The organism is Pseudomonas sp. LBUM1678, assembly GCF_059695575.1.
Map to the genome: position 1 here is coordinate 2,784,864 of NZ_CP166775.1, position 13,918 is coordinate 2,798,781.

Annotated in this window: 10 protein-coding genes; 6 read left to right on the top strand and 4 right to left on the bottom strand. The window is 60.4% G+C overall.

Annotation, left to right across the window (positions count from 1 at the left end; all coding sequences use genetic code 11):
- Positions 1 to 13: 13 nt before the first annotated feature.
- The 3 genes from ACA070_RS12870 to ACA070_RS12880 all read right to left on the bottom strand — a co-directional run bounded on the left by ACA070_RS12870 (position 14) and on the right by ACA070_RS12880 (position 4,882).
- Entirely contained in the window at positions 14 to 1,528 is a 1,515-nt protein-coding gene (locus ACA070_RS12870) for a TolC family protein (RefSeq protein WP_497451442.1), read from the bottom strand.
- A gap of 119 nt (positions 1,529 to 1,647) precedes the next feature.
- Positions 1,648 to 1,863 carry a hypothetical protein gene (locus ACA070_RS12875; RefSeq protein WP_497451443.1) on the bottom strand — a complete coding sequence of 72 codons (216 nt, stop codon included), beginning with the start codon at positions 1,861 to 1,863 and terminating at the stop codon, positions 1,648 to 1,650.
- A 121-nt stretch (positions 1,864 to 1,984) separates the two neighbouring features.
- Positions 1,985 to 4,882, bottom strand: coding sequence for an AAA family ATPase (locus ACA070_RS12880; RefSeq protein ID WP_497451444.1), 2,898 nt, complete (start codon positions 4,880 to 4,882; stop codon positions 1,985 to 1,987).
- Positions 4,883 to 5,259: 377 nt separating this feature from the next.
- Between ACA070_RS12880 and mhpA the strand changes: the two genes are divergently transcribed.
- Positions 5,260 to 6,918 carry a bifunctional 3-(3-hydroxy-phenyl)propionate/3-hydroxycinnamic acid hydroxylase MhpA gene (gene mhpA, locus ACA070_RS12885; RefSeq protein WP_497451445.1) on the top strand — a complete coding sequence of 553 codons (1,659 nt, stop codon included), beginning with the start codon at positions 5,260 to 5,262 and terminating at the stop codon, positions 6,916 to 6,918.
- Positions 6,919 to 6,920: 2 nt separating this feature from the next.
- On the top strand, positions 6,921 to 7,568 hold the full coding sequence (locus tag ACA070_RS12890; protein ID WP_497451446.1) for a TetR/AcrR family transcriptional regulator: 648 nt from the start codon (positions 6,921 to 6,923) through the stop codon (positions 7,566 to 7,568).
- Positions 7,569 to 7,572: 4 nt separating this feature from the next.
- On the opposite strand, the gene ACA070_RS12895 is transcribed toward ACA070_RS12890, so the two are convergent.
- Complete coding sequence (locus tag ACA070_RS12895) at positions 7,573 to 8,811, bottom strand: NADH:flavin oxidoreductase/NADH oxidase family protein (RefSeq protein ID WP_497451447.1); 1,239 nt, start codon at positions 8,809 to 8,811, stop codon at positions 7,573 to 7,575.
- Positions 8,812 to 9,041: 230 nt separating this feature from the next.
- Between ACA070_RS12895 and ACA070_RS12900 the strand changes: the two genes are divergently transcribed.
- From ACA070_RS12900 to ACA070_RS12915, 4 genes are all read left to right on the top strand, one after another.
- Positions 9,042 to 9,656: a TetR/AcrR family transcriptional regulator gene (locus ACA070_RS12900; protein WP_497451448.1), complete on the top strand. Its 615-nt coding sequence runs from the start codon at positions 9,042 to 9,044 to the stop codon at positions 9,654 to 9,656.
- Positions 9,657 to 9,742: 86 nt separating this feature from the next.
- The gene (locus ACA070_RS12905; protein WP_497451449.1) at positions 9,743 to 10,834 is read left to right on the top strand and encodes a VOC family protein; all 1,092 of its coding nucleotides are present in this window, start codon (positions 9,743 to 9,745) and stop codon (positions 10,832 to 10,834) included.
- A gap of 175 nt (positions 10,835 to 11,009) precedes the next feature.
- Positions 11,010 to 11,966: a fumarylacetoacetate hydrolase family protein gene (locus tag ACA070_RS12910; RefSeq protein ID WP_497451450.1), complete on the top strand. Its 957-nt coding sequence runs from the start codon at positions 11,010 to 11,012 to the stop codon at positions 11,964 to 11,966.
- Positions 11,966 to 13,867 (top strand): acyl-CoA synthetase, encoded by a 1,902-nt coding sequence (locus ACA070_RS12915; RefSeq protein WP_497451451.1) that lies wholly within the window; start codon positions 11,966 to 11,968, stop codon positions 13,865 to 13,867. The genes ACA070_RS12910 and ACA070_RS12915 overlap by 1 nt, the downstream gene beginning before the upstream one ends.
- The last annotated feature ends 51 nt before the right edge of the window (positions 13,868 to 13,918 follow it).

Consider the following 13,918-nt stretch of genomic DNA (forward strand, 5'->3'; position numbering starts at 1 on the left):
GAGCGGCAGAGTCTTAAGAAAGTGGTGGCAGGTCGGCTTTGGTGGCTGCTGTTGGGGTGGAGGGTTGTTCGAACACCTCCCAGCCCCCGCCCAGTGCCTTATAAAGCTGCACGCTATCGATCAGCAGGCGGGTGTTGCTTTCGTTGGAGTTCAAGCGGGCCGCCAAGCGCGCCCGCTGCGAATCCAGGAGTGGCAACAGGTCGATCTGCCCGCGGGTATAGAGCGATTGGGCGCGGTTCTGCGCAGCCTCGGCGGACGCGGCGGCCAATTGCAGCGACCCGGCACGGCGCCGCTCTTGCGCTAGCGTGACGAGGGCGTTCTCCACATCCTCGAGTGCCCGTACGATGCCGTCTTCGGCACGCAGCAGCGCCTCTTTTTGAGCGCTTTCGGCAGCATCGTTGATGGCTTGCGTGCGCCCGGCGTTAAAGAGCGGCATCGCCAGCAGGCCCGCCACGTTAGTGAAGCGTGCGACGCCGAGATCGGCTCCGTTCAGGCTCAAGCCCTGGCGGCCGAAGGAGGCATCGAGGAACAGCCGTGGAAACCACTCGGCCGCGGCCTGCTTGCGGCGCGCATTGGCAGCATCGAGTTGCGCCATCAGCGCCAGCACGTCAGGTCTGCGTTGCAGCAGCTCGGCGGGCTGGCCCGGCTTGGCCTCGGGCACCACTGTCACGTCGCTAATCGAAGTCTGGATGTTCGCGGTATTGAAGGACTGGTCGGCAATCAGCACCGCGATACGATGGCGCGACACAGCCACCTGCGTTTCCAGCGGCGGAATCTGCGCCCGCGCCGACAAGGCGTCGGTCTGCGCGCGTTCGACGTCGAAGGCGGATGCCAGTCCCGCCTGCTGGCGCGCAACGACTAGACGCAGCGTCTCGTCCTGCATCGCCGAGATGGCACGCAGTGTCGCGACCTGGCGTTGCGCGCCGACCAGTGTGAAGTAGTTGCTGACGACATCGCTCATCACCATCAGGCGTACGCCGCGCATGCTGTGCTCCGTGGCCAGCGCATCGGCGTCGGCCGCCGCTGCGCCGGCGCGCAGGCGGCCGCTCAGGTCGAGCTCCCACGAGACGTCCAGGCCCGCACTGGTGGTCTTGGTATCCGGATAACCCTGTTTCGTGGCCGAGTTGTAGCCGCTACTGCGATCGCTGCCGGAGGCGGATGCGCCGACACTCGGGAACAGCCATGAACGGCTGACCGTTTCGCCAGCACGCGCGGCGCGCAGGCGCTCGGCGGCAATCTTGACGTCGCGATTCTCGCGCGCAGCCCGGCGCACCAGATCCGTCAGCACCGGGTCGTGGTAAACCTCCCACCATGCCGCCTCGGGTTCCATTTCGGAGGCCGTGCTCGCGGAGAAGTTGCTCGGCAGGTCTACCGACGGCGCGAGCACCTCCGTGGAGCAACCGGTCAAGACCAGGGCAACAGACGCGGCGAGCGCTGCCCCCATGACGAGGCTGACCACGCGTTCGGCATATTGCAGGGGCATCTGCCCGTTGCGGGTCAACAGATGGAAAGTTGGAAGTCGCGGCATCGGATTGGGACTCGTGAAGATTCGAGGTGGCATCAGCGTAGGGCCCGGAGTGCGCGAAGTCGTCAGCGAAGGGTCGCCGTTCGGTCGCCATATCGAGCGCTGATTTTGTGGTGGAGGCGTCACTCGCCGCCGTCATCGGCCGTGTGCTCGCCGGTTGCCAACGCGAGGTCCGATGCAATCGACTCCAACAACTCTTCGGCGGACGAAAACTCGCGCTGTCGTCCGGTGACCAGGTTTTCGAGGCGGCCCACCAGGGCCCCCGGCGCGGCGTCGCTACGCAGCTTCACTACATACGAGCGGCGGCTCGGGTATTTGGATTCAGGGTTCAGGATCATCGCAGACCAGGGGGGGCAAGAAAGTTCGACGACAGCGTAAGCCGCCCCCTGGGTCGAGTCGTAAGCGAAAGGTCAGGCTTCGGTCGGGACCGCACTTTCTATGCAGAGAAATCGTGTCGCTTCAAGCCGGCCTGGCAGCGTGAATCAACGAGCGCGCACGTTTCGCCAGCGTGGTTCCGTCAGTTTCGGGTGACTGGTCAACCAGCGTGGCCAATGCCTGTAGGTCCTCGGCCGTAGCGTCGTGGTGCTCGCACAGTTCGACCAGCGCTTGCAGCTCCAGCCACGGTGCTTCCTGGGCGCGAGCTTCTTCAACAGCGCGCCGCACTGCAGCGATGCCGGCGTCGGGCTGGCCCTGTGTTCGCGAGATCGCTGCCTCCAGCAGCAATAGCTGCGGCAGATAGACGCGCTCGCCCAGTTCCTCGCCCACCCGAAATGCTTCCTGCAGCGCGACTTGCGCTGCGTTGCAATCACCTGCGAGCAGCAGCGCCTCGGTGGCGTAGCCGAGGACCTCGCTGGCACCGGAGCGCATTCCAAGCCCGGTGTGTTCTTCATAGGCCTTACGGATGCGACGGTAGCCGTCGCGCGGCGCACCGTTGCGCGCATCGGCCCAGCCGCGCCACCAGCGGCAAGCCGTACGCCCGAGGGCGAGTGAATATTCATCGACCAGCGCCTGCATGTCGTCTGCCAGCGCAGCCACACGCACGTGGTTTCCCATCCGCACCTCGATCAACACCTCCTGCCAGGCGGCGACCAGCCAGGTCATGGGTTGGCGCAACGCTTGCGCCCGTGCCCGGGCCTGCTGCATGTGGATTCGGGCTTGTTCAAGCAGGCCAGAACGCACCAGCTCTATGGCCAGCATGCCGTGCAACATGACTTGAGGATCCGCCGCAAAGACCTCGTTTGCCCCAATATCCAGCGGTTCGGCGATTGCAAGGGCACGCTCTAACCAATGGCGAGTCGCTTGCGTGTGTCCCTGCATATGATGCACCTCGCCCTGGACGATGCACGCCGCCAGCATGAGCTCTTGATCATTTGCTTCGCAGGAGAGGGCTTCAGCACGCTCCGCCACCTCAAGCGCCAGCGCATAGTCGCCGCGCAGACCAAGCAGATAGCCGAATCCGTGCAGCAGGCGACCGCGCATCGGGTGTTCAGGTACATCCGCCAGTAGCGTGTATGCACGTTCAAAAGCGTTCCTGGCTTCGCTGCCGACACCGAACATGTGGAATGCCGAAACCCCCTGCAACGTAGCCAGGGTAATTTCGAGGGAATTGCGCTCTGTTCCTTCGGGTGCCTGCATCAGCAGGACCAAGGCGCGCTCAGTGAGGCCAATGCACAACTCCGGACTGAAGTGCAGTAGCGCGGCTTCTGCGGCCTCGGCGTAGTAACGCAACGCAATCATCGGCTGACGAGCCCGGTCGAAGTGCATCGCCAGCTCCGAGGCAGCAACCGGCACGCCGGTCGCGCGCTCACGTTCGAGGGCAGCGCCGACCTGGCGATGGAGTTGGGTGCGCAATGAGCGCGGCGTGCGGTCGTACAGCACCTGGCGGAAGAGAGCATGTCGGAAAGAGTGGGGTGGCTCCACCGTTTCTTCAACTTCTGTGGCCCGCGATCGTATGAGCCATACCTGTTCGAGTATCAGCTCCTCACAGGCGTGGGCCACCGAAGCGAGGTCGCGCTCGAGGGCCAGCGAAACCGTCTCGATTCGGAATTCACCCCCGCACACCGCTGCGGCCGAGAGGAGGGTACGTTGCTCCGGACCCAGCCTGGCGATGTAGTGATCAATGATTGCTGCGAGGTTTTCGGGAACCGCCAGATACGCAAGCCGAGCCTCGATGGTGGTTTTGTCGTCTTTTGGGTCCATCACTTCACTGGTGATTGACGAAACGAACAACGGCACACCGTCGGTCCGTTCGTGCAGAGCGCGCACGAAGGCTTCATCGCGTGCCAGCGAGGTCGAGCGCAGCGCAACATAGTCAGCGACCTCGGTTTCCGAGAACGGGTCTAGCACCACTTCCTCGCACAGACGTTGCAGGCGCAGTTCGTGGCGCAACGAGCTGAGTGGATGATCGAGCGCAACCACCTCGGCGAGTCGGAAGCTAGACAGCCACATCAGCCGCGTGCGGCCACGTCGCCGAGCCACATAGTTGATGAGCTGGACCGTCGCCCGATCGCTCCAGTGCAGGTCTTCGGTCACCAGCATCAGCGGGCGCTGCTCTGTATAGCGGTCCAGCAATTCGCCCATTTCCCTCAGCATGCGATCCGGGCCGACACCGGCAAGCTCGCGCCTCAATGCGTCTCTCTCCTGCGCGGTACTCAACCAGGGGAGTTGCAGCAGCCAGGTGGGTGCTGTGGCGCGCATCAGCGCCGGCAGGGTGGGGTCGCTGCGGCACAGATCGGCTAACGCCTCCAGCACCGGCAAATACGGCTCGCCGGCGCCGTAGTGCTCCACGCAATGGCCGCGTGCGCAGGCGATGTCGCCAAGGCCGGTGAGGAAATGTTCGATCAGCGTGGTCTTGCCGATCCCCGGCTCTCCGGCGAGCCAGACTACTGCGCGCTGGCCGCCATTCGCCCGCTCCCAGGCCCTTTGCAGCCTCGCAACCTCGTCAGTGCGACCGATGAATGACGGTGACGAAGGTGTGCCGGTCGCTGTAACCGTCGCGGATGCAGGCGGCATCGAAAGTGCGGAGGAGGGTGGGGCGATGAAGCGATAGCCGCGCCGCGACACCGTCTCAATGAAACGAGGATGCCTGGGGTCGTCGCCCAGCACCTTGCGCAGATCGCTGATGGCCGTTTTCAGGACCGAATCACTGACAAACCGATGCCCCCACACGGCATCAAGCAAGGCGTCCTTGGTCACCAGCGATCCTGGCTGGCGTGCAAGCGCGCATAACAATGTGAAAGGCGTTGGTGCCACTGCAACGGATTCCCCATTACGCACCAGGCAGGCGTTGGACTCGTCGAGCTCGAATTCGAAGAAGCGGAGCAAGACTGGATCTGGGTGGGGCTGCGGACGTGCCACGGTTGATTCCTGAAGACTAAAACATTATGTGCGCCGCGAAGCTTCACAGGGGGGTCGATACTGAAAACCGACTTCCCTGTCGACCAGCCTTTTGAGTTAACGGCTCTACGGCCTCGGCAGTCTTGAGCCATTGCTCCAATGACAACGCTGATCGGCTCTGAAGCCAAGCGTCGCCGGTCGGAAACTGGCACACGCGCAAACTCGGTTCACACCGCGTACTTCGGCTCGCCCCTTGGCCCAAACGCGGCTTCAGCATGATCTCAAAAAAATAATGACAAAAACATCAATATTGAAATATCTCTCAATATTGAATACCTTCACCTTGCCTGACGATGAGACCACGCTTCTCACGACTTCAATCACAACAAGGGCTCGAGATGAACAACAACAAGAAAGTTTGCGAATTGCCTCCCGCCGCCGTCGACGTGCTGGTTATCGGTTATGGTCCGGTAGGTGCGACCATCGCTGCGCTGCTCGGCCGCTATGGGGTCACGACCCTGGTACTGGACAAGGTTCATGACGTCGTACTGATGCCGCGTGCCATTGCTCTGGACAACGAGGCGCTGCGCATCCTGCAACAGGCCGGTTTGTCGGAAGACGCTTTCGAGAAGATCGTTATCCCTGAAGTGAGGATGCACTCCCCGGTACTCGGGCAGTTCGGTCGAGCCAATACCGAGGGGTGCGTCGACGGCCATCCGAAACTCGTGACGTTCTATCAACCTGATCTCGAACACGCGATGCGCGGCCAGGTTTCCCGGCTCAAGACCGTGACCCGCCGGGGTGGCTTCGAGCTTGAGAGCCTGGTCGAGGAGTCGGATGGCGTCGTCGCCTCCGTACGGGATCAGAATGGGCAATCGCATTCCATTCGCGCCCAGTACCTGATCGGAGCGGATGGCGCCAGCTCCAGGGTCAGAGGGCTGATTGGCCAGGAGTTCGAAGGGCAGACCTATGCGGAGGATTGGCTGATTGTCGATGTCAAGAACCGGCATAAGTCTGCGATTGATCACGTTGAGTTTCTCTGTAATCCGCGCCGCCCGACGCCGCACATGCCTGCACCCGGCGGCAGGGAGCGTTGGGAGTTCATGCTGCAACCCGGCGAGTCCCGGGAAGAGCTGGAAAGCCCGGAAAGCATAGCCCGGCTGATCGCGCCATGGATCAACCCGCAGGAGCTGGAAATCGAACGCAAGGCGGTGTATCGATTCCACGCGCGCTGCTGCAACAGATTCAGCAAGGGACGCGTCTTCCTCGCCGGCGACGCAGCGCACATCACGCCTCCGTTTGTGGGGCAGGGTCTCGTCGCGGGACTTCGAGATGGCGCCAACCTTGCCTGGAAACTGGCTTGGGTCCTTCGCGGTCATGCCGCGCCTGCAATACTCGAGACCTATGACATAGAGCGCCGCCCCCATGCCCGGGCAATGATTAATCTCGCGAAACTGATGGGCCGTCTGGTGATGCCCAAGAACAAGATCGCCGCGTTCTTTGTGCACGGCCTGATGCGCACGCTGGCGTTGACACCCGCGACCAGAAGGTACTTCGAGCAGTTGGATATCAAGCCGAAGAACACCTTCAAGCACGGCCTGTTCGTGCAGCATCGCCGGGGCGACAAACTGGTACGTGGCAGCCTGTTTCCCCAAGCCTGGATTCGCACCCTGCAAAAGCAGATCAAACTGAGCGACGATGCGCTTGGAGACAACCTGACCCTGGTTGGATTCGGTGTTGACCCGTTGTCATTGCTGACCCCTGATCAGATCGTTTCCTGGGAAAAAATAGGAGGCCACTTTTTAGAGGTCAGAGCACGGGGCCAACGCTCCGGCGGCAGCTGTGACTTCATCGAAGACATGAACCATGAGATCCTGCCGCTGGCTGCCAAGGGAACGCTCGTCGCGGTTCGCCCCGACCGAATCATCATGCACCACGCCCCTGGCGCCGAGGCAGGCAACCTCCTTCGAGACTGCAGGAATCTGTTTGCCAGCGCAGACGCCACTCCGGACAACGTTTCCATTACCATCAACGAGCCCATTAGATTGCGAGCTTGATCATGCATTCCCCTACACTTCCTTTAGAAGCTGATGCGCCAGAACCTCTCACGAGAGGTCACAAGAAGCGTGAGCGCACCCGTCGCGGCCTGCTGGACGCGGCATTGCGTCTTATCGCACGTAAGGAAGTGGGGGAGATCGCATTGCTCGAGGTCGCCGCGGAAGCCGCGGTATCCAACGGTACCATCTACAACTATTTTCGAACTCGCGACGAAGTACTGGAGGCGGTGGGCATCGCCATGGCCGCCGAGTTCTCCGATGCCATTTTCGCCATGAGCAGGGACGTGCACTGCGGCGCACAGCGGCTTTCGATCGGTGTACGCATGTTTGTATGCCGGGCCGCTGCCGACCACCAATGGGCGAATGCGCTGCTGCGCATTATCCATTTCGACCAGGCCATGCGCTCGCGTCTGGCTGATCATGTAATGGGCGACCTGCGTGAGGGACTGCGTGCGGGCACATTTGCTTACGAGGACGAAGGAGTCGCCCTGGACATCGTCCTATCGTGCACAACCGGAGCCATGCGCTCGGTTGTCGAGGGGCGTGCAGTGGCGGAGCACGATCTGCGGGTTGCCGAAATGGTTCTCCAGGCTCTGGGCGTCACACCTGCCAGAGCCAGGAAAATCGCCGGCAAGCCGCTACCGGCCTGATCCACTACCTGGCTTGATCAATCCATTGCCGATAGCTCTTCGCCTGGCGACGAGCCTTCAGTTGGTTGCCGATCAATGCCATGAGTGGCGACGTGCAGGGGTTTGTCCGTTTCCCTCGACTCAGCAAGCCGAGCTGCTTCTTGATCACCGATGCCACTGCCAGCGATGCCAGCGTCTTGTTCTTCCAGCGGACGACGATGGGCTCCACTTTGATATCCCGACCTGCCATCCACTGCCTCGGCAGGGCTGGTTCGATTGCCAGTGCAGTAGCAAGTCCGACCATCGACACCGAGCCGCTTACCACTCGCTCCGCGACCTCCTTTCTGCGCACACCGCCGGTGACCATCAGCGGCATGCGCGCTATTTCTCCTATTTTTTCCGCGAATTCGAGAAAGTAGGCTTCTCGAGCAAGGCTGCTGCCATCGCGGGTTTGCCCCTGCATGGCCGGACTTTCGTAGCTGCCACCCGACAACTCGACCAGGTCGACCGCCTTGGCGTTAAGCATTTCCACTACGCGAGCCGCATCCTCGGCACCGAACCCGCCGCGTTGAAAGTCCGCGGAATTAAGCTTCACTGCGACGCAAAAGATCGGTGCCACTCGCTGGCGAATGGCGTCGATGGTTTGCAGGAGAATTTGCGCACGGTTTTCCAGGCTGCCGCCCCAGCGGTCGTCACGCCGATTGGTCAAGGGCGAAAGGAATTGGCTGAACAGGTAGCCATGCGCGGCATGAATCTCCACACCGGTGAATCCGGCACGCTCCGCCAGTACCGCCGCTTGGGTATAACGCCCGATCAGCTCTTCGATCTCCTGCTCCTCCAAAGCCCTGGGCGGCACAAACGCTTTTGAAAGCCCGGGTATATCGACCGCAACTGCGGAGGGCCCCCTTGCCGATTGTCCCATCGAAGCCAATAGCTGCCGTCCGGGATGATTGATTTGCATCCAGGCCTGGGCTCCACGGCTGCGGCAAGCATCGGCCCATAGCTTGAATTTGCCCAGGTTCCGATCGTCCTCAAGGACTACGCCAGCGGGGCCGGTCAAGGCGTGGCGGTCAACCATGACGTTGCCAGTGATGATCAGACCGGCACCACCTTCCGCCCAGCGCTGGTAGAGCTTGACCAGCGCTTCCCCTGGAGCGTGTTCCTCATTGGCAAGGTTCTCCTCCATGGCAGCCTTGGCGATTCGGTTTGGAATCACCGTGCCGTTGGGCAATGGAAGTGGTTTGAAGAGATTTGAGCCGGTCATGTTCTGTCCTTCAGCTAATAAAATTCGGCCAGCACCTAATTGAACACGCGTGTTCAATTATGTCAATGCGCATGGCTTTTAATAGACTTCCGTAACATTGATCAATGCATCCAGGTGATTAGGATGTAGGCCGTTTTCAGACAGGCGAACCAAAATGCTGAAAAATAGTGTTGACGTAAAATGAACACGAGTGTTCAATCGGTTCATAAGGTAATCCTGGAGAGAGAACCGTGGAATCCCTGAATCCAACACAGCGCCGCATTCATCAAGCCGCCTTTCGCCTGTTCGCTGACAGAGGCACCTCGCAAGTCAACATTCTCGACCTCGCACAAGAGGCAGGCGTGGCGCGTGGAACGGTTTATAGCAACATCGACAGCATGGAAAGCCTGTTCGAGGCAGTCGCTGGCCAGCTTGCGAGAGAGATGCATGAGCGCGTCAACAAGAGCTTCGATTCCCTCACCGATCCGGCTCAGCGCCTTGCCAATGGCATTCGGTTCTTCATTCGGCGAGCGCACGAAGACTCCCAGTGGGGCGCGTTCATCCATAAATTCGCCATGAGCAATTCGTCGTTGCGCGAGATGTTCAGCAGCCAGGCGACCACGGATCTTCTGAGCGGGCTTTCCACCGGGCGCTACACGTTTGCGCAGGAGCAATTGCTCTCAGTACTGACGTTGATTTCAAGCAGCGTTCTGGGCTCGATTTTCCTGGTACTGGAAGGTCACAAAACGTGGCGCGAATCGGGCTCTGACACCGCCGAACTGGTACTGCGGGCATTAGGTGTGCCGCCAGAAGAGGCTCGTGCGGCGGCGACCCAAGAGCTGCCGGCACTTCCGTCTCTCGACTGAACGCGTAACTGACTTGATTAGAAAACGCCCCTGGTTTTCCAGGGGTTAGGGACAGCTTTGCCCTAAAAACCCGGAAAACAACAACAATGAACAACAAAAACGAATTGCACCGGTTGGCGACACAACAACCCGCCCGGCATCCGCAGCCAACGGTGAAGGCCCAGGATCTGACTCACCTGATCTTTCAAAGGCCGGACTTGAATGAGGCGGCGCGTTTCCTGACTGACTTCGGCCTGACGGTCAGTCGGCAGGACGCCGATACGCTCTATCTGCGGGCCACCGATGCCCCTTCATATTGTTACCGTGTCCATCGCGCAGAACAGGCACGTTTTATCGGGTTCGGACTTGCCGTGCAGTCTCTGGACGATCTGGAAAAACTCACTCGAATCCCGGGTGCGTCATCGGTAGAGAAGTCGGAACATCCTGGCAAAGGGTATTGCGTCAGGCTGACGGATCCTTCCGGTTTCATTGTGGAAGCGGTTTGCGACCAGACACCAGGCAAGGCTCTGGCACATAGAGCTCCTTTGCACTGGAATCTGGCGAACGAGCAACCGCGAATCAACGCCACGCAGCGCCCGCCAATTGCTCCTCCTGAAGTACTGAGGCTTGGCCACATCGTGATTGAAGTGGCCGACTACCAGGCGACTTTAGCCTGGTATACGCGCCATTTCGGGTTGATTCCCAGTGATGTGCAGGTGCTTCCCGACGGCACCCCTATCGTCGCTTTCATGCGCCTCGATCTCGGCGACACTCCCGCGGATCACCATACGCTCGCGATTGCGCAAGGATTCATGGCGACCTATAGCCATAGCGCCTATGAGGTTGTCGATGCAGATGCGGTGGGAATGGGCCAGCGCGTCCTGCGCGAGCGCGGTTGGGAGCACTCATGGGGAATAGGCCGACACATTCTGGGCAGTCAGATCTTCGATTACTGGCAAGACCCATGGGGCGATAAACACGAGCACTACTGCGACGGGGATATTTTCACGGCCACGCGGCCGACGGGCATTCATCCGGTGAGCCCCGAGGCAATGGCCCAGTGGGGGCAGCGCATGCCCAAGAGTTTTACAAAACCCAAGATGAGCCTGACCAATCTGCGTGCGCTGATTCGCAACCTGCGACGCAGCCCGGACTTGAGCATTCGCAAGTTGATGACCCTCATGCGGATGTTCGGGTAGACCCGCCGCCATGTCAGGTAACCCAACCCAGTATGGCCGGCGGGACGTGCTTAAGGCCGGCGCCTTGATCGCCGGCGGCGCGTTGGTCTACAGCGTGGCCAGTCCCCCATCAGAACAACACCACAGTTCTCGCGCCACCGAGCGCGAGACAAACGCCGCTCCAGGAGTACCTTCAATGTCTGCTGTACACGTCGTCCGCTTTGAATTTGAGAACGGTATCCACTGGGGCGTGCTTCGCCAGGGGCGTATCACGGTCATCCCCGGTGTTTTTGAAACCACCGGTGACTTCATTCGCCAGAACAGTGTCGAGGACCTCGCTCAGATAAAAGGTACGGAGCTGGATGCGGGCGAAGTGAAACTGCTGTCGCCGGTGACCCGAAACCAGCAGTTCGTCTGCCAGGGTGCCAATTACCGTCAGCACATGATCGAGTCAGGCATGGACCCGGACGCGAAGAAATTCAACATGATCTTCACCAAGGCAACGAGTTGCCTGGTGGCGGCTGACAGCGACCTGATCAAGCCGCGCCACGTGCGCTTCCTTGATTACGAGATCGAACTGGGCCTTGTGATGAAGCGCTCGATCACCGGCGCTGTTTCTGTCACCGACGCCAATTTGCATGAGTTCATTGCAGGCGTGGTCATCGTCAACGACTACTCGGCGCGTGACATTCAGATTCCCCAGATGCAGTTCTACAAGGGCAAGAGCTACCGCACTTTCGGCCCGGTCGGCCCTTACCTGTGCCTGCTGGATGCCAAGAGCATGCATTACCTCAAAGCACTGCAGTTGCGCCTGACCGTCAACGACCAGGTGCGCCAGAACGACAGCACGGCCAATCTGGTTTACGGCCCCGCTGAAACCCTGACTGAACTCTCCGCCTTGCAAGATCTCGAGGTTGGAGACCTGATCGCCACCGGTACGCCTGCCGGCTGTGCTCTGACGATCCCTTCACCTGCCAAAATGCGCATTGCAGCCCTGTTGCCAGAAGCCACCAAGTGGAAGCTTTTCCTCAAGGCGCAGGAAGGCCGGACGCAGTACCTCAAGGCCGGTGACGTGGTCGAGGCACGCATTCGCAGCGCCGACGGAGTGATCGATCTCGGCGTGCAACGCAACCGCGTTGTGGGGGAAGCCTGATGGTTGTGCAGACCCTGGAAGACATCGAAAGTCTCGAACGAGTCCCCTTGTCGGAGCGTGGTCTGGTTTGCAGCACTTATGAAGCCCTGCGACAGGCGGCCGAGCGCAACCCCCAGGCACCAGCGCTGAGTTTCTTCGCTGATGCTGCCGATTTCAAACGCACCCACGAGTGGAACTACGCCCAGCTCTTCGCAGAGATCACCCGCGCGGCAAATGCGTTCCATGACCTGGGTATAACACCGGGTGAAGTACTGGCCTTCATCCTGCCCAACCTGCCGGAAACCCATTTCACGATATGGGGCGGGGAAGCAGCGGGCATCGTCATGGCGATCAATCCGCTGCTCGAAGCGAAGCAGATGGCTGGCTTGCTGAATGCCGCGAAGGTATCCGTAGTGGTAACGCTTGCGCCAACTGCGGGTAGCGATTTGTGGCCCAAACTGGCTTCGCAGCTGGATCAGTTGCCTACGGTCAGGTCTGTGGTTTGGGTCAGCATGGAGCCCTATATCGCCGAATCGGTGCGTGGGGCTCGGCAAGCCATGGCGCAGCATGAACGAGAGTTACACAGCGATATCGCAATCCACGATTGGCGATCGCTGATGAATACTCAGCCGCACACCCACCTGAAGAGCGGTCGGCAGATCCGCGAGGATGAGTGCTCCTCCTACATCTGCACGGGCGGCACCACCGGGCTCCCCAAGATCGCCGCGCGAACCCATGGCTCGGAAGTATTCAATGCATGGGCCATCGCCGCTCACATGCAGCCACGCAGTGATGTCCAGGTTCTGTTTTGTGGCCTGCCGCTGTTTCATGTCAATGGACAACTGGTGACCGGACTGATGCCTTGGACTCAAGGCGACCATGTGATTCTCGGGACGCCTCAGGGGTATCGTGGCGAGGGGGTGATCCCACGATTCTGGGAGATGGTCGAGCACTTCGGTATCAACCTCTTTTCCGGCGTGCCAACGGTCTATGCCGCGCTTTTGCAAAATGAATGGCAGGGCCGCGACCTCTCCAGTCTCCGCTATGCAATCTGTGGCGCCGCACCCATGCCGGCGGAGCTGTTCCGAGAGTTCGAGCGCCGGACCGGGGTAAAGATTCTGGAAGGGTATGGTCTGACCGAGGGCGCCTGCGTTTCTTCAATCAATCCGCCCCATGGTGAGCGCCGTATCGGCTCCATCGGGATACGGATCGCCTACCAGAACATGCGCGCGGTCGTGCTCAATGATTCGGGAGAGTACCTGCGCGACGCCAACGTGGATGAGATCGGCGTCATTACGATCAGTGGTCCGAACCTTTTCGAAGGTTATCTGGAGGCGCGTCATAACCAGGGCCTCTGGATCGATATCGACGGTCAGCGCTGGTTGAATACGGGCGATTTGGGTCGCCAGGATGCGCAAGGTTACTTCTGGCTGACCGGACGCAAGAAGGAATTGATCATCCGTGGCGGCCACAACATCGATCCCAAGCAAATCGAGGAAGCCCTGCAGGCGCATCCTGCCGTCGCTTTGGCCGCTGCAATCGGCAGCCCCGATGCCTACTCGGGCGAGGTGCCGGTCGCCTACGTCCAACTGCGTCCCGGGCAAGTTTGCGACGCCGAAGAACTTCAGGCGTTCGCTCATCACAACATCAGCGAGCGGGCAGCCGTTCCCAAGCGCATTGAAATCCTCGAAGCGTTGCCACTGACTGCCGTGGGCAAGATATTCAAGCCTGCTTTGCAGCAGCGGGAAATTGCCAAAGTAGTCCAGCAGGAAGTGGGGCGCCTGGGGCTTTTGGACATTGCTGTTGAGGTCGTGCAGGACAATCGCCGTGGGCATGTTGCCTGCATCAGGGCCGGAACTGACCAGGAAATACTGGCTCCGCTCTTGGGGCGCTATAGCTTTCAAGTCGAGTGGATTAATTGAGTCACTGATTCGCATCCGTAAGCCCGGCAATCAAGCCCTGGCCCCGGTAAG